A 16326-nucleotide genomic window follows, 5' to 3' on the forward strand; every position below is an offset into this window, starting at 1 on the left:
CGCGCTAGAGCAGTACCGCGCCAGCCAGGGCCGCGCCCACCGCGACGGACCACGGCGGAGCCTTGAAGAACAAGGCTGCACCGGCAGCGACCGCAATCACTCCAGAAGCCCAGCTGGTAATACCGTGGGTAATGATGGGATCCCACAGGGCCGCCACGAGCAGGCCGATGACGGCCGCACTAATCGCGGAGAACGCGCCGCGCAGCCACGCCAGGTGATTCCACCGCGCCCAAAAATACAGCGCCGATAGCGTGAGAAACGCACCGGGCAGAAAGATCAGCACCGTGCCCAAGACGGCGCCCGCGATGCCACCATCAACCGCACCGAGATACGACGCAAAGGTAAACAGCGGTCCCGGCACTCCCTGCGCTACCGAATAGCCGGCTAAAAATTCCTGCTGACTCAGCCAGCCGGCCCCCACGAACTGGTCCTCCAAGAGCGGCAGCACCACGTGCCCGCCGCCAAAGACCAGCGCGCCAGACTGGTAAAAAGCGTTGGCGCGGGTGATGAAGTAGGAATCGGTGAACTGTGCTGCAGCCGCCAAACCACCGAGCAGGAGGAAAAACGCGCCAAGGCAGCCCCAGGCTAGTCCGGCGGGTACCGGGCGGAGGCCGGTAGCGGTGTCGGGTGCCTCGGACGTCGGCAAGAATCGGCGCAGAACCGTTGCCCCCAGCAGACCCGCCGCAGCGAGCACGGCTAATTGCCATGCCGATCCGGCCACCAGGAGTAGGGCAGAACTGATGAGGGCGAGAGCCCAGGTGGTGGGCGTCGTCAAGAGCTTTTTTGCCATGCCCACAATGGCATGCACCACCACGCCGGCCGCCGCAGCGAGAAGACCGGCTAATAATCCGTCGAGCCAGCTCACCTCGCTGCCCGGAACCGCCAGGCCAAACACGGTGAGGATGAGCGCCGACGGGAACGTAAACAGGAACCACGAATACGCCATACCCGCAAGCCCCGCGCGTGCGTAGCCCAGCGCCATGCCTACCTTGGAGCTGGCCGGGCCCGGCAAAAATTGCGACATGGCAACCAGATCGGCATAAGCGGCATCCCCCAGCCACCCCCGGCGGTGGACAAACTCGGCCCGGAAATAACCCAGATGGGCCGCAGGCCCCCCGAAAGCGGTCCATCCCAACGGGAGAAACGAACGGCGAACCTCACGCACACTACCGGTTAGATTGCTCATTTCCGGCATCCTAGCCCCTGAAGGGGCAGAGCGCGATTCAGAACGCAAATCGGCCCCCAAGCTGCAGCGTTGTGGACTAAGCTAGGCAAGGCACAAACATTTTCTGTTCCCAAAGGAGCCTGTCACCATGCGCATTGCAGCCCCCAAAGAAATCATGAACAACGAGAACCGAGTAGGCCTTACCCCCAGCGCCGTGCAGACGCTGGTGCAGGACGGCCACGAGGTCCTCATTGAGACCAATGCCGGCGCAGGTGCCTCGTTCTCGGACGAGCTCTACACGGGGGCCGGCGCTACCATCGTTGCGACCGCCGAGGAAGCCTGGGCCGCGGACATGGTGGTCAAGGTCAAGGAGCCGCTCGAGTCAGAGTACGGCTTCCTGCGCGATGACCTTTTGCTCTTCACCTACCTCCACCTGGCAGCTGACCGCCCCCTCACGGAGGCTCTCATGAAGGCCGGCACCACCGCCGTTGCTTATGAGACTGTCACCGATGGCCGTGGCACCCTGCCGCTGCTAACCCCGATGTCCCAGGTCGCTGGCCGCCTTGCCGTTATTGAAGGCGTACACCACCTGCTGTCCACGCAGGGCGGCCGCGGCGTGTTGGCTTCCGGTGTGCCGGGTACCCAGCCGGCGCGCGTGGTAGTCATCGGCGGTGGCCAGGTTGGCGCATCGGCGGTGGCCATGGCCCACGGCCTGCGTGCAGAGGTTACTGTGCTGGACCTCGACCCGCACGTGCTGCAGCGCTTCGACGAGCAGTACCAGGGCGGCGTGCGCACTATCGTGTCTGACCCGGCAGCGCTGGAGGCAGAACTTCTCCAGGCTGACCTCGTCGTCGGCGCGGTTCTCGTGCCGGGCGCCGCAGCGCCGAAGCTGGTGAAGGAAGATGTGGTCAAGCGCATGAAGGAAGGCGCCGTGCTTGTCGACGTTGCCATTGACCAAGGCGGCTGCTTCGAGAACTCCTACAAGACCTCGCACGACGACCCGACTTTCAAGGTTCACGACACCCTCTTCTACTGCGTGGCCAATATGCCGGGTGCCGTGGCCAACACCTCTACCCGCGCGCTGGGTTCGGCCACCTTGCCGTACACGCGTGCGCTTGCCGCAGGCGGCTATGATGCCGCAGTTGAGCGTTTCCCGGGCCTGGCTGGTGGCCTGATGACCCGCGGTGGAGAGTTGGTCTCCCAGCCGGTGAAGGACGCCTTCAACCTTTAAGGCGCGGTATTGATGAGCATCGCCGCTACCCGCTCCATGTGATCCCAGATCATGGTGCGGTAGGCCGGCGGGATGGTGTCCTCATCGATCTTTGCTAGGGAGTTTCCCATGAGCTCCAACCAGCGATCATGGGCAGCCATGTCGATGGGGTAGGGGGCGTGCCTCATGCGCAGGCGCGGGTGCCCGCGGTTCTCGGAGAAGAGCTGCGGGCCGCCCCAATACTGCACGAGGAACCACAGCAGGCGCTGTTCTGCGCCGTCCCAATCCTGGTCGGGATACATGGGGCCGATGACGTCGTCAGTGCGCACTTGGGCGTAGAAGCCGCCGACGAGCTTCTCAAAGGTCTCCATCCCACCGATGGCCTCGTACACACTGTTCGGTTGCATGCCTAGTCTTCCTTTCGCGTCAGGCCTTGTCCTTGACCTGATTCTTCCATGTCGAAGATGGCCATCCCACGCGGGTAGGGGGTGGAAATACCTTCTGCATGCATAGCGCTGAGAATTCTGGACTGAAGAGCGCGCTGGACGTCCCACTGTTTGCCGGGCAGGGTTTTAACGGACACGCGGTAGGACATGTGGTCTACCTCGAGGCCAGACATGCCGTTGACGGTAGGTGCGGCCAAGATGATGTCACGGATGGCGGGGTCGTGGGAGGCGTCGGCAGCCGCGGCGTTGATGACGGAGTAGGCCTTGTCCGGATCGTTGCTGAGCGCAACCGGAACCTGGATTCGGGCCACCGAGTAGCGGTCGGAATGGTTGGCTACCTGCAGAATTTCGCCATTGCGGACGTACCACAATGCGCCATCGATATCGCGGACGGTCGTAATGCGCAGGGAGATGGATTCCACATCTCCGAAGACACCGTTGCCAAGGTCGATGGTGTCGCCGATGCCGTATTGGTCCTCCATGAGCATGAAAATGCCGGAGAGGAAGTCCTTCACCAGCGCTTGGGCGCCGAAACCGAGGGCAACACCGACAACACCTGCTGAAGCCACGAGCGGGGCGACGTTGACGCCAAGTTTGTCCAGGATGGCGAGCACGGCCCAGACCCAGACGAAGATAGTTACCGCCGAACGTCCGACGCCCGCCAGGGTCTGGATTCGGGACACTCGGCGGGCTTCGTTGGTGGAGGCGAGGGCTTTGTCGGTTTCCACGTGAGTCTTGCGCGGGGAGAGAGGTGAGCTCAGCTTGCCCTTTTTGATGCTGTTATCAGCCAGCTTGGTGATGAGGCGGCGTAGTAGCCAATTGCCCACGATGGCGACGATCAGGATGAGCCCGATGCCGATGGGCTTATCGACGAGCCACGAGCGCATGTGCTCGCTCTGCCACCACTGGGTGACGCTATCGACGGCGGTGTCTTCGGCGGTAGTAAAAGTGATCACGGTGGCCTTTCGTTTGCTCGTGAGGGACGCCTACCGATAGTAGGCACAATGAGTGAATATTAAAAGGCTGTCACTCTCGCTACTGAACAGCTTGGTCTAGACTGATGTGCCATGACTGACAACCGCACTCTTGGCTTTTCTTCGCGTTCCATCCATGCCGGTTACCAGCCGGATCCGTATATGGGATCCATCAACGTGCCGATTTATGCTTCCACGACCTTCCAACAGGATGGTCTCGCGCAGCTGCGCGGCGGCTACGAGTATGGCCGCGTGGCTAACCCCACGGTCCACTCCCTAGAAAAGACCCTCGCGGCACTTGAAAACGCGTCGTACGCGCGCTGCTTTGCCACGGGCATGGCGGCCGTCGATACCCTTATCCGCATCATCGTGCGCCCGGGTGACCACGTGATTTTGGGGAACGATGCCTATGGCGGCATGTATCGCCTGCTCCACCACGACTACGGCGAGTGGGGCGTGGAGCTGAGCATCGTCAACACCGCGGATATTGCGGCGGTCAAGGCGGCTATCCAGGAGAACACGAAGCTCATCTGGCTCGAAACTCCCACCAACCCGGCCACCACCGTTACGGACATCGCCGAGGTTGCCCGCGTGGTCAAGGAGAGCAGTAACGCCCAGATCGTCGTCGATAACACCTTCGCCACGCCTTACCTGCAGAACCCCCTAGATCTGGGCGCAGACCACGTGCTGCATTCCACCACCAAGTACCTGGGCGGCCACTCGGATGTGCTCGGCGGTGCAGTTGTTACCAACTCGGCGGAAATGGATGAGGGCTTGCTCTACTTCCAGGGCAATGTCGGCGCGGTCTCCTCGCCTTTCGACGCCTACCTCACCGCCCGCGGCATTAAGACCCTCGAGGTCCGCATGGACCGCCACTGCGCTAACGCGCAGGCCGTGGCCGAATTCCTCGAGACCCGCCCCGAGGTCAAGCAGGTTCTGTACCCGGGCCTGCCGTCCCACCCGGGGCACGAGCTGGCGAAGAAGCAGATGCGCGGCTTCGGAGGCATGATGTCAGTGCGCTTCCACAGCGAGGAACATGCCCGCCAGGTCTGCCTCAATACCAAGCTCATCTCACTCGCCGAGTCCCTCGGTGGGGTGGAGTCCCTCATTGAGCACCCGCAGAACATGACGCACATTTCCGCCGAGGGCTCCGAGCTCGTCCCGCCGGCGGATCTGGTGCGCATCTCGGTGGGCATTGAGTCCATCGATGACCTACTGGCTGACCTCGAGCAGGCCCTCGACGCCCTGAACTAAAACCCGTGGGGGGAAAGAGGCCCCGAGGAGTCAGGGCCACGTGTTAGCTAGAAGGTGTTGAGGAGGGAACCAGCAGTGCGGTCGGTCTCCTGCAGCATGAGCGGGTCCGTGCCCGGCATGGGGGAGATGGTGGTATCCGGCCACTGCGCGTAGGTGGGAATGCCGATGATGTGCAGGCGGGGGTCCTCACCACCGCCGGGGTTCACGACGCGACGGTTCCAGGTTGTTTCCGGCGAGCCGGTAGCCTGGCCGTGGTCAACGAAGGCACGCACGCGGCCGTTGAGCGAGACCGCGAGAGGGTCGGCGGCGCGGCGGACGTCGGGGGAGTGCATCCAGGCGTCGATAAGCCAGGCAGAGGAGGCTTTGCCATGCGCGGTGCGCAGCGTGAACTTCTCGCCCACCTCGAGCTGGGGCCGCTCACCGAGGAAGGTGGCGAGGCCGGCGTCGACAAGCGCGAGCAGTTGGCGCGTGCGAAATAGCGGCGGGCCAGAGCCCACCATCTGGCCGAAGGCCATGAATTCCTTGTAGGTACTGGTCCGGGACTCCCACGTCATGCGGCCCTCGGAACCAGCTATGGAGGCGGGCTTGCGCGCGGCGGAGATGGCCCACAGCGCGGACTTCAGCGGAGAATCGGCAGCAGCGACTGCCTCGCGGATATCGCGGGCCAGGCCCTCGGCGATGTATTCAGTAAGGTCACCGCCTTCGAAATCGGCTAGCGGGTGAGCCCAGTGTGCCAGGTCCAGTGGCTGGCTCGAGAAACCCTCGAGCGCTGCGGTGAGCTGGTTCGCCATGCTGCGCAAGTCCGCGGCATCAACCGCGGTGGCGTCGATAGTTGCCAGGATGTCCTCGAGCGGGCGCTTAAGCGCCTCAGGGGCCACGCGCGCCTGGTTCTCGTAGTACTCGGCGTAGGCATCGCGCAGGATATGCGGTAAAAGCTGCGTGCCGAAGTCGAGCTCAGCCTTCGGATCGAGAGCGGCCACCGCGGCGCGGAAGCGGGTTAGCGCCGCCTTCGGTGGCAACGCGTGGTACTCCGACTTCGGAATATACGGGTATCCGCGGCCCGAACTCACGATGAAGTGCGGCTCGTCGCCGCTCGGCTCGTAGCGTAGCCCGGAGCGCGTCGAAGGATCCTCCACAAACTCACCACCGCGGTCGATAGTGAGTAGCGCCATGACGTCGAAGAAGCCCATTCCCAGTCCTCGGACCAGGACCTTCTCGCCCGCAGGAACGTCGCTCACTGGCTGCTCGACGGGGTTGTCGGGGCGGACCCAGTGCAGGCCCGACTGTGCAGCGTCCGCCAGGGCGCGCTCGGATTCGTTGAGTGCCGGGACCTGCCAACCGTAGGCCAGGACGGTGGCGTCGGCGGTGATGGTGGTGTCATCGGAAAGTGTAATGACATCCTGCTCACCGCTGTCCTCCACGGACAGCGCGCGGGCGCGGTGCTGGACCACGTCAACGTTCTCCGGCAGCTGTGCCAGTGCCACCTCATAGACCCACTCCAGGTAGGCGCCGTAAAGCGCGCGGGAAGGGTTGGACTCTGGGCGGGTCTGCTCCAGCTCCTCGGTGAAGGAGCTGGCGAGGTCGCGGTGGGGTGGGAAGGCGTCGTAAAGCTCCAGTTTGGCGGGGGAAAGGTCTGGGCGCTCGCCGCGCAGCAGCTGGATCCACTCGTAGAGAATAGGGCCTTCCAGTACCGGGGCGGTGGTGGTGGAGCCCGGCTCGGTGAAGAGGGTTACCGCGCCAGCGAGCGTGTTCATGCACAGCGTGCGAGTTTGCTCGGTATCCCAAATACGGCCGGCGCCCAGTGGGGCGTCGTCGATGATGTGCAGCGTCAGGGGTGCTGCAAGAGGGGCGGCGCGCAGGTGGGCGGCGAGGCGCTCAACCAGCGAAATGCCACGTGGGCCGGCGCCAACGATGGCGATGGAGGGCATAATAATCAAACCTCAATTTTTAGACTGTGCTGTCTAGTGGAATAATACCGGTCGGTATGCGTTGTGTTAAATTCACACGCACGTCAACGAACTATCTTGTGAAAGCTCTTACCGTGAAAACTCTACGCGCACTCGCCGCTACCCTGGCCGCAGCTCTTGCCGCTTCCGTCGGCGCTTGCTCGGCCACGGACCGGCCGGCCGGGGAGGACAACGTCCTCACCTATCTCGAGCCGCAATTTTTCCGCACGCTCTACCCACCTGCCGCAGGTTTCTATCCCAACGGCGGCGTGGTCAACCAGCTCACCGACCGCCTCCTCTACCAAGACCCAGATACCTTGGAGCTCTCGCCGTGGATCGCCACGCAGATGCCCGAAGTCAACGAGGACGCTACCGAGTACACCTTCGACATCCGCACGGACGTCACGTACTCCGATGGCTCCCCGCTTACCGCGGAGAACGTCGTGGCTAACTTTGACCTGTTTGGCCGCGGCGATAAAACCCGCACGCTGACTAGCTCGGAGCAGATTGCGAATTATGACCGCGGCGAGGTCGTTGACGAGGACACCGTGAAGTTCTACTTCACCAAACCTTCCCCAGGCTTCCTCCAAGCCACCTCCGCCTACAACGCTGGCCTGCTATCTGATTCGACCCTCGAGCTCGACAACGAAGGGTTCGGCCCCGGCAACGCGGTGAACGTTATTGGCTCCGGGCCGTTCGTGGTGGAGTCGGAAGAAATCGGCACGGATCTTAATCTCAAGGCCCGCGAGGATTATGACTGGGCGCCGCCCGCTGCCTCGCACCAGGGCCGCGCGCAGATCGACGGTATTCACTACATCTTGGCCGCTGAGGAGTCCGTGCGCACCGGCGCAATTACCTCGGGACAAGCGGACATCGCCCGCCAGATTTCCGCCCCGCAGGAATCCTTGTTGGAAGACCGTGGCATCAGCATTGTCTCGCGCGGTACCAACTCGATGAATAACCAGTTCGCCTTCCGTTTCGATCACCCGCTGCTGCAGGACAAACGTGTGCGCGAGGCCATCATCCACGGCATCGACCGCGAGGAGATTCTCCGCGTGCTCTTCTCCGATTCTTACCCGCTGGCCACTTCAACCGTGGCGAAGACCGGCTTGGCCTACAAGGACCAATCCGCTGCCTATACCTTCGACCCGGAGGAGTCTCAGCGCCTCCTCGATGAGGCGGGCTGGGAACCAGGCCCCGATGGCATCCGCGTCAAGGACGGAAAGCGGCTGAGCTTGCGCACGAACACCGCGCTGCCGCAGCCGCGTTCCAAGGAGGTCATGACGATGGTGCAGGACCAGCTTCGCGGCATCGGAATTGAAATCCGTGTCAACGCCGGTGACCAGGCCACCCAGAACGCCGACGCCAAGGACGTCAACAAGGTGCAGATTTATCACTCGATGGTGGGCCGCGCCGATTACGACGTCATCACCTCGCTCTACGGCATCAACAACCGCGACGCTTTCCTTAACCAGGATGGGGAAGGGGAGCCCGTCGATAAGCACCTGCAAGAGCTTCTCGACGTCGTCCTCGACACCCCCGACGTGCAAGGCCGCATCAAGGCCACTGAAGACGTCCAGGATTACATCACCGAGCAAGCCTATGCACTGCCGCTCTTTGAGGAACCCGTGGTCTATGCCGTGCGCCCGGAGGTATCCGGCTTTAGCCCCGAGTCGGTCGCGCGCCCGTGGTTCTACGAGGTCACCATCGACAGGAAGGGCAAGTAGATGACAACCCGCCAGATTCTTAGCCGCATCGGGCAAGCCGTGCTCGTGCTGCTTATTACCTATACCGTGGCCTTCTTCCTCCTCTCGGCGCTGCCGTCGGATGCGGTGCAGTCGCGCTTCGGTGACCCGGCCCTGGGCCTGTCCCAGGCGGAGATTGACGCTATCCGTGAGGAGATGGGCGCAGATAAGCCGCTCATGGTGCAGTACTTCACCGCGTTGGGAGGTTTCCTGACCGGCCATTTCGGTAACTCGACGCAGTCGGGTGCGCCGGTAGCCACGCTGCTTGCCGACGCCCTGCCCCACACCCTCATCCTCGCCGCTTGCGCCATCGGCTTGGCCATCATCGTGGCAGTGCTGGTGGCCTTTTTGGCCACGCTGCCGGGCCTGGGTGGTATTGCAACCTTCTTCCGTGGCTTGCCGTCCCTCATGGTCTCCCTGCCCGGATTCTGGATCGGTATTTTGCTCATCCAGGTCTTCTCCTTCCAGCTGGGCTGGGTACGCGTCATTGAGCCCGGCAGCGTGGAGGGGCTTATCTTGCCTACGCTCACGCTGGCGGTTCCGATGACTGCTCCACTCATCCAGGTGCTCATCCGCTCTATCGATGAGACGCAATCGCGTCCCTTCGTTCAGGCGGTGCGCTCGCGCGGTGCCTCGGAGTCCTGGATCTTCTGGCGCACGATCCTGCGCAACTCACTTCTGCCGACGCTGACCATGGCGGGCCTGCTCTTCGGTGAGCTTGTAGGCGGTGCCGTGGTGACGGAGACGGTCTTTGGCCGGACCGGTTTGGGCTACATGACTGCCCAGGCCGTAGCCAACCGCGATACCCCGGTGCTGCTGGCAGTAGTGCTCATCGCTGCTACTTCCTACATCATCATCAACCTTGTTGTGGACCTTCTCTACCCAGTGCTCGATCCGCGCCTGCGGGCGAAGTCCTCCGACCACAAGGCTCCCCGTACGCCCGCCGCAGCCCCGGCTGTTGGCGCTGAAGAAAGGACGGTGCGCTCATGAGCATGATGCACACTAAGCCGCGCGGCGGCTACCGTCGCGCCGCGGGTGGTCAGGGAAACCCGTGGCTTAAGCCGGGCTCTCTTATCGCCATCGTTGTTGTGGCTGTGGCTTTTCTTGCTGCGTTGTTCCCCGGCCTGTTTACCTCGGCCGACCCTTATGCCGGCACCGACGTCGCCTTGCTCCCGCCGGGCGAGAACGGCCACCTCATGGGCACTGATGCCGTGGGCCGCGACCTGTATGCCCGCGTGGTGTACGGCGCGCGCCAGTCCCTCCTTGGGGCGCTCATCGCCGTGGCGGTGGGGCTCGTCGTCGGCACGCTCATTGGTCTCTTGGCCGGCTCCCTGCGGGGAGTCGTCGACACCATCCTTATGCGCGTTGTCGACGTGCTGCTGTCCATCCCCGGCATCCTGCTCTCACTGTCCATCATCATCGTGCTGGGCTTCGGCTCGGTGCAGGCGGCGGTCGCCGTCGGTGCCACCTCCGTGGCCACCTTCGCGCGCCTGGCCCGCTCCCAGGTCATCACCGTGGCGAATGCCGAGTACATCGAGGCGGCTTACGGTGCTGGCGCGACCCGCACCACGGTGCTGCTGCGCCACATCCTGCCGAACTCGCTGACTCCGGTTATCGCCCTGGCCACCCTGCAGTTCGGTACTGCCATCCTGCAGCTGTCCATCCTCGGCTTCCTGGGCTACGGCGCCCCGCCGCCTACCCCGGAGTGGGGACTCATTATTGCCGAGGGCCGCGACTTCATGGCCACCGCCTGGTGGCTCATCATCCTGCCCGGCATCGCGCTCGTTGCCGTGGTGATGTCCGCCAACCGCCTGTCCCAGAACTTCCCCGTGGAGGCCTAACATGTCTGAAGCAACACACTCAGCGCAGCCCCTGCTTAGCGTGCGGGACCTCAACGTCTCCTATTCCACCGGTCGCGGTGACGTTCCCGCCGTCCGGGGCGTTAACCTTGCGGTGTACCCGGGGCAAATGACCGCCATCGTGGGCGAGTCCGGCTCCGGTAAGACTACCTCTGCTATGGCCGCCATCGGCCTGCTGCCCTCCAACGCCACGATTGATGCCGGCACCATCACCTTCGATGGCCGCGATATCACCTCGTTGCGCCGCCGCGAGTGGCTCGAGCTGCGCGGTCGCCGCATCGGGCTCATCCCGCAGGACCCGAACAACTCGCTTAATCCTCTCAAGACCATTGGCGCCTCGGTGGAGGAGGGCCTAGCCATCCACCACATCGGCAGCGTCGCCGAGCGCAAAGCCCGCGCGCTGGAGCTGCTGGAGCGCGTTGGCATCGATGACCCCGAGCGCCGCTATAACCAGTACCCGCATGAGCTCTCGGGCGGTATGAAACAGCGCGTGCTCATCGCTGCGGCCGTGGCGCTGGAGCCGGACCTCATCATCGCCGACGAGCCCACTTCTGCCCTCGATGTCACGGTGCAGAAGATCATCCTCGACCTCCTCGACGATATGCGCGCGGAGCTCGGCATGGGCATCCTCTTCATCACCCACGACTTGGCGGTGGCGGGCGATCGCGCCGACCGCGTGGTGGTCATGGAGGCCGGCCAGCTGCGCGAGGAGGGCCTAGCCGCCACCGTGCTGACGAACCCGCGTCACGACTACACCAAACGCCTGCTTGCCGACGCCCCCTCCCTCACCGTCGCCGACGCCGGCGCCGCGCCGGTTACTGAACGCACCGCGGGCGAACCTTTGGTACAAGTGGAGGGCCTGACCCAGCGCTTCGGTGATTTCACCGCCGTCGATGACATCTCCTTTACCGTGGCCAAGGGCTGCACCCACGCGCTAGTGGGCGAGTCCGGCTCCGGCAAGACGACGACTGGGCGCAGCATCGCCATGTTCAACACCCCGACGTCGGGCAGTATTAGCGTGGGTGGGCGCGACATCGTGGGCCTGCGCGGCAAAGCCTTGCGCGAAGAGCGCAACAATATCCAGCTGGTCTACCAGAACCCCTACGGCTCTCTGGACCCCAAGCAGTCCATCGGCCAGACGGTGGCGGAGCCGCTGCGGAACTTGAAGGGGGCGCGTGCAAGCACGGCGAAAGCCAAGGCCAAGGAGTTCCTGGACTTGGTGGCGCTCAACCCGGACTACTATGACCGCCGCCCACGCGAGCTCTCCGGCGGCCAGCGCCAGCGCGTGGCCATCGCGCGCGCCATGATTGTGGAACCGGAGTTGGTCATCCTTGACGAGGCCGTTTCTGCGCTCGACGTCACCGTACAGGCGCAGATCCTGCGCCTGCTTGCCCGACTGCAGGAGGAGCTTGGCCTGACCTACATCTTCATCTCGCACGACCTGGCGGTAGTCAACCAAATCTCCGATACCGTGTCCGTGCTGTCGAAGGGCCAGCAGGTGGAATCCGGGCCCACCGCCGAGGTCTTCAGCAACCCGCAGTCACCGTTTACCAGGAAGCTTATCGAGGCCATTCCCGGCTCGCGCTACCGCGCCGGCGACCTCAACCTCGGCCTGTAGCCTGGGGCCAATCAAGAAAGGATTAGTCCATGGCAGACATCATTAACCTACTGGCGGGCGTCGAAGGGGACGTCGCCAAGCTGCGCGAGCGCCGACCCGAAGCACAGGACAACGCACAGGCCTCCTTCGCTGCGCTCCTCGAGCCTAAAGAGCCCGGCACGTTCAGCTATGCGGAGCGCTACGCCATCGCGACCTTTGTGGCAGGCGTGTATCAGGCGCCGACTGCAGTCGCCTTCTACTCCGACCTGCTGGCGGAGGAATCGGAGGAACTCGCCGAAGAAGTGTCCCGCGCGGTGGAGCGCGGCATCACCACCGGCCCCTACACCGACGGCGGCTTTGCGCTTTTCGACGGCTCCCCGCGCCTCGCCGCCGCCCTTGACTTCGCCCACCTGCTGGCCTTCCACCCCAAGGACGCCTCCCCGGCCGCGATTGGTCACCTGCAGGCGGCCGGCTGGTCCAACGACGATATCGTGACGCTGGCACAGCTCGTGAGCTTCCTGTCCTTCCAGCTGCGCGTGGCCCACGGCTTGTCCGTGCTTGCTGGCACCGCACAGGCTGCAGCCGTGACTGAGGCGCCGCGCCCGACCCACACTACGGAGTGGGTTCCGGGGGAGGGGACGTTGGTGCCGGACGTCGTCAAGCCGCAGGGCTTTGTGGCGCACTCGCTGGGCTGGAAGCCGTGGGTGCCGCCGCAGCCGAAGGAGGAGTTCACGGACGCGCAGCGCGATGCGTTGATTAAGCCCGAGCGCATCGACATGGAATACTTCCGACTGCTGGCCCGCGACCCGGCAGCGCTCGAGGCACGCACGAAGACTGACCTGGATATTTTCTACAACACCGATGGTGGCTTGGGCCGCGCTGAGCGTGAGCTGGCCGCCACGGTGGTCTCACGACTCAACGGCTGTGAGTACTGCGCGTCGGTGCACCAGCAGCGCGCTAAGGAGGAGGGCGGTGACGCCGCAGCGATTGACCGCTTGCTTGATGAAGGTGTTTCCGCTGACCTGGGCTCGGCGCAGTGGTCCGCCATCCGCGATGCTGCCGTGGCCCTGACCGAGTCGCCCTTTGCGTTCGACGCCTCCCACGTGGATGGTCTCCGCGAGGCGGGTTTCGATACGCTATCCATCATTGACGTCATCAACTCCTCCGCGTTCTTCAACTGGGCAAATCGCCTGATGCTGACGCTGGGGGAGCCGGACGTGCCGAAGCGCTTCCGCTAACCGAAGGAGGAACAAACATGCTGAAGACTGCCGTTGTGACCGGTGCTACTGGTGGAATGGGCGTGGAGATCATCAAGGACCTAGCCCAGGACCACCGTGTGTATGCCCTGGGTCGGCGCGCCGGGGAGCTGCCGGAGGCGGAGAACATCGTGCCGGTGGCCATCGACCTGCTGTCGCTTCTCGACGGTGCAGCGCTTCCTGACGAGCTGGCTTCGCTCGAGCGCGTCGATGTGCTCGTGCATGCCGCGGCCCGGGCGGATAAGCACTTGGTGGAGAGCGCTCGGCCTTCCGATTGGCGCGCGCAGATGGACCTCAACGTGCATGTTCCGGCGGAGCTGACCCGCCTTCTTCTGCCTGCGCTGCGTGCAGCAGAAGGCCTTGCGGTGTTCATCAACTCTGGTGCTGGTATCCACTCTTATGGCGACAACGTCATCTACGCGGCCACCAAACATGCGCTGTACGCGCTTGCTGATGGCCTGCGCCTCGGCGAGCTCGGCATCCGCGTGTCCACCGTTGCGCCGGGCCCGACGGATACCCCGATGCTCAAGGGCCTGCAGGACTACAACCCGGAGCACGTTATCGCCCCGGTCGAGGTGGCGAAGGCCATCCGCGCCACCGTTGATGCTGGCCCGACGACGCAGCTGACGGAGATTCGCGTGCGCCCGCGTATTGAGCTCAACCAGCGGAAGTAAGCACCCGTCGCTCGAGATGCAAAAACCGTGGGGCGCGGTACAGTTGTGAGACGTGTCCACCTCTCAACGCCGCCGCCCTGCGTACTTGGTGATCGCGGATTCGCTTAGGAGCAAGATTGAATCCGGTGAGCTGCAGCCGGGCGACCGTTTCCCTACGGAGCGGGAGCTGGTCCAGGAATACAAGGTGGCGCGCATGACGGTGCGCCACGCGCTCGACATCGTGCAGATTGAAGGACTCATCGACCGCAAACGAGGCCGCACTGGCGGCACCTTCGTGCGTGCGACCCCGCCGACGCTGAGCCTGACGAGTGGGCGCAGTGCTCTGCAGCAGCTGCGCGAACACGGTCTCGATATTTCGGTGCAGGTGCTTTCACTTGTGCTTATCGACGCCCCCGGCCACCTCGCCTCCGCCCTCGGCATCGAGGACGAGGACCCCGTGTGGGAGGCGCGCGCAGTGCATGTGTCGGAAGGCTCGCCCATCATGGCCACGACCCTGCTCATCCCGCATTCCTTGGCACCAGAGCTTAAGGAGCAGGACTTGGAGAAGCCGCTGTCTACGCTATTGGCGGAGCTGGGGCTTCCACCGGTGTTCAAGCGAGATTCCCTCATGGCGGCCACCGCGCGCACGGAGGAACAAAAGATACTTGGGGTCGGCCGTACGCAACCGGTCTTGCGGATTACTCGCACCGTCAAGATGGAGGACGGCACCGTGGTCGCTCAGCTGGAGGAAACCCTGCGCCCCGACGCCGTCTCCGTCGAAGTTGAGCTTGGCGAGGATCCCTCACCGTCCCTCGACTAACCCCTGCGCCCGAATTTTTCTTCCTTTAGCGCGAACCTTGTTTGCCCCTAGACCGAGCTAACCCCTGCGCCCAATCTAATCGTGCGGTTATAGAATGCACGCACCTGCTTGGGCTACAAGTGGGATCGCCGATGTGCCCGCTGACCGTGCTGTGGTTGGCGGGTTTCAGCGTTGCGGCGCGGGCGCGTGGTTTGGCGTTCCGGTGCTCGCGTTGCCTAATCGCGGGCGTTTAGCCTGATCCTGGCGGTGGGTCGGGTGGTTGGCCTGTGGTTTGTCGTGCTGCTTTCTCAGAAGCGAGTCTGGTTGTGGCTTCTTGGTATTCGGGCATGGCGGTAATTGGCACACCCCAGGGCGGGATGTAGCTCACCCCAGTATTCAGCCGGAACATGTAGCCCCTGCCGGTGGGGCGTTTGGGGTCATCATCGTTAATACCGTTGTGGTAGGCGCACAGGAAGGTGAGGTTCTTGAGGTTAGTAAAACCTCCTGCCTGCCAGGGGATGAGGTGGTGGACTTCGCAGTAATCAGCGGGTTTGTTGCAGCCGGGCCTAGAGCAGGTTTGAAATTCGGCAGCCAGGCTGATGCGTTGTTTCCAGCTAGCATGCCGCTTAATCCTATAAGAGTTCACCGGGCCTTCAAGGGGGTGGATAATGGTGGCGTAGCCAATCTCAGCAAACTTGTAGGCCAAAAAGTCTGCCCCGCTCATGCGCCCGCCGTTGGTGAGGTTAAGTTCTATTTCCTCCCCATCACCATTAATAATTTGGTCGAGTTCGTTGAGGGTGACAACGACTTGAGCATGTACGGCGGGTTTGGTGCCAATACCACCGGTGACAATGACGGTGCGGGCAGCATCAAGCAGGTTTGTTTTGTTGACGGATTCTAACGTGCCTCTGATATCGGCGATGACGGTGGCGTCATCGGTGATGGTGATGGAGTTCGGTCCCTTAGAGCGGTAGGTGAAGCGTACTCCGGGTTTAGCTACACGTTTGGCACGAAGCTCCTTTAAGCGCTTGGTGGCAACCTGGCGGATTTTGTGGGCGGGGGTGCCGGCAAGCTTGATGCGTAGGTTCCAGGCGTCGAGGTCTTTTTTCACGCGTGCGGTGTAGGACTCGATCAGGATGAGAATGCTAAGGCTATGTTGTTGTGCCATCGCGGCGGCGCGTGCTTTGCGTTGTTTGCCGCTAAAGCGGGTGTGCCCGAAGTAGGTGCGGTGAAGGTGGGCAAGTTCTGTGGCGTCGGCTGGGTCGGCGCCGCGTGCGCGCAGTTCGTCGGGTGAGCTGGATGCTTGTTCCACTAGCGCGATCCCCGAGTTGCGGTAGTGGAAGTAGGTTTCTAGTACCCCCATGGCCACGAAGCTTAAAGCAGGCCCACCAACCCCGCAACCGGAGCAGAAAAGACACTGGT

The 16326-nt window shown here is 63.3% G+C and carries 14 protein-coding genes; 9 read left to right on the plus strand and 5 right to left on the minus strand.

The genetic code is table 11. The annotated features are described in order from the left end of the window. Window positions 1-4 precede the first annotated feature (4 nt). On the minus strand, window positions 5-1186 hold the full coding sequence (gene chrA, locus I6J72_RS01200; protein ID WP_239107429.1) for a chromate efflux transporter: 1182 nt from the start codon (window positions 1184-1186) through the stop codon (window positions 5-7). 127 nt (window positions 1187-1313) lie between these two features. Here chrA and ald point away from each other — a divergent pair, with 127 nt between their 5' ends. Further along, window positions 1314-2396: an alanine dehydrogenase gene (ald, locus tag I6J72_RS01205; RefSeq protein WP_204099623.1), complete on the plus strand. Its 1083-nt coding sequence runs from the start codon at window positions 1314-1316 to the stop codon at window positions 2394-2396. Here ald and I6J72_RS01210 read toward each other — a convergent pair. Both I6J72_RS01210 and I6J72_RS01215 read right to left on the minus strand, forming a co-directional pair. Then, the gene (locus I6J72_RS01210) at window positions 2393-2782 is read right to left on the minus strand and encodes a globin (protein WP_070673120.1); all 390 of its coding nucleotides are present in this window, start codon (window positions 2780-2782) and stop codon (window positions 2393-2395) included. The genes ald and I6J72_RS01210 overlap by 4 nt on opposite strands. Window positions 2783-2784: 2 nt before the next feature. Beyond that, on the minus strand, window positions 2785-3708 hold the full coding sequence (locus I6J72_RS01215) for a mechanosensitive ion channel family protein (protein ID WP_204100393.1): 924 nt from the start codon (window positions 3706-3708) through the stop codon (window positions 2785-2787). A 180-nt stretch (window positions 3709-3888) separates the two neighbouring features. On the opposite strand from I6J72_RS01215, the gene I6J72_RS01220 reads away from it, so the two are divergent. Next, a complete protein-coding gene (locus I6J72_RS01220; RefSeq protein ID WP_204099624.1) occupies window positions 3889-5049 on the plus strand; it encodes a cystathionine gamma-synthase in 1161 nt (386 codons plus the stop codon). Between the two features lie 47 nt (window positions 5050-5096). Here the strand turns inward: I6J72_RS01220 and I6J72_RS01225 are convergent, their stop codons facing one another. Continuing rightward, window positions 5097-6977, minus strand: coding sequence for an FAD/NAD(P)-binding protein (locus I6J72_RS01225; protein WP_204099625.1), 1881 nt, complete (start codon window positions 6975-6977; stop codon window positions 5097-5099). 56 nt (window positions 6978-7033) lie between these two features. Between I6J72_RS01225 and I6J72_RS01230 the strand changes: the two genes are divergently transcribed. Genes I6J72_RS01230 through I6J72_RS01260 form a run of 7 tightly spaced genes read left to right on the plus strand, consistent with a single transcriptional unit; the run spans window position 7034 to window position 14925 of the window. Continuing rightward, entirely contained in the window at window positions 7034-8722 is a 1689-nt protein-coding gene (locus tag I6J72_RS01230; RefSeq protein WP_204099626.1) for a TIGR04028 family ABC transporter substrate-binding protein, read from the plus strand. Beyond that, on the plus strand, window positions 8723-9730 hold the full coding sequence (locus tag I6J72_RS01235) for an ABC transporter permease (protein WP_204099627.1): 1008 nt from the start codon (window positions 8723-8725) through the stop codon (window positions 9728-9730). It begins immediately after the preceding gene. After that, window positions 9727-10581 carry an ABC transporter permease gene (locus I6J72_RS01240; protein WP_204099628.1) on the plus strand — a complete coding sequence of 285 codons (855 nt, stop codon included), beginning with the start codon at window positions 9727-9729 and terminating at the stop codon, window positions 10579-10581. The genes I6J72_RS01235 and I6J72_RS01240 overlap by 4 nt, the downstream gene beginning before the upstream one ends. 1 nt (window position 10582) lies before the next feature. Beyond that, window positions 10583-12217, plus strand: coding sequence for an ABC transporter ATP-binding protein (locus I6J72_RS01245; protein ID WP_204099629.1), 1635 nt, complete (start codon window positions 10583-10585; stop codon window positions 12215-12217). Between the two features lie 29 nt (window positions 12218-12246). Beyond that, the gene (locus I6J72_RS01250; protein ID WP_204099630.1) at window positions 12247-13434 is read left to right on the plus strand and encodes an alkylhydroperoxidase domain protein; all 1188 of its coding nucleotides are present in this window, start codon (window positions 12247-12249) and stop codon (window positions 13432-13434) included. A 17-nt stretch (window positions 13435-13451) separates the two neighbouring features. Then, entirely contained in the window at window positions 13452-14126 is a 675-nt protein-coding gene (locus tag I6J72_RS01255) for an SDR family oxidoreductase (protein WP_204099631.1), read from the plus strand. A gap of 52 nt (window positions 14127-14178) precedes the next feature. After that, the gene (locus I6J72_RS01260; protein WP_070673140.1) at window positions 14179-14925 is read left to right on the plus strand and encodes a GntR family transcriptional regulator; all 747 of its coding nucleotides are present in this window, start codon (window positions 14179-14181) and stop codon (window positions 14923-14925) included. 229 nt (window positions 14926-15154) lie between these two features. Here the strand turns inward: I6J72_RS01260 and I6J72_RS01265 are convergent, their stop codons facing one another. After that, window positions 15155-16267 (minus strand): HNH endonuclease signature motif containing protein, encoded by a 1113-nt coding sequence (locus I6J72_RS01265; protein WP_204099632.1) that lies wholly within the window; start codon window positions 16265-16267, stop codon window positions 15155-15157. Between the last annotated feature and the right edge of the window lie 59 nt (window positions 16268-16326).

The organism is Corynebacterium sp. FDAARGOS 1242, assembly GCF_016889985.1.
GTDB lineage: Bacteria > Actinomycetota > Actinomycetes > Mycobacteriales > Mycobacteriaceae > Corynebacterium > Corynebacterium minutissimum_B.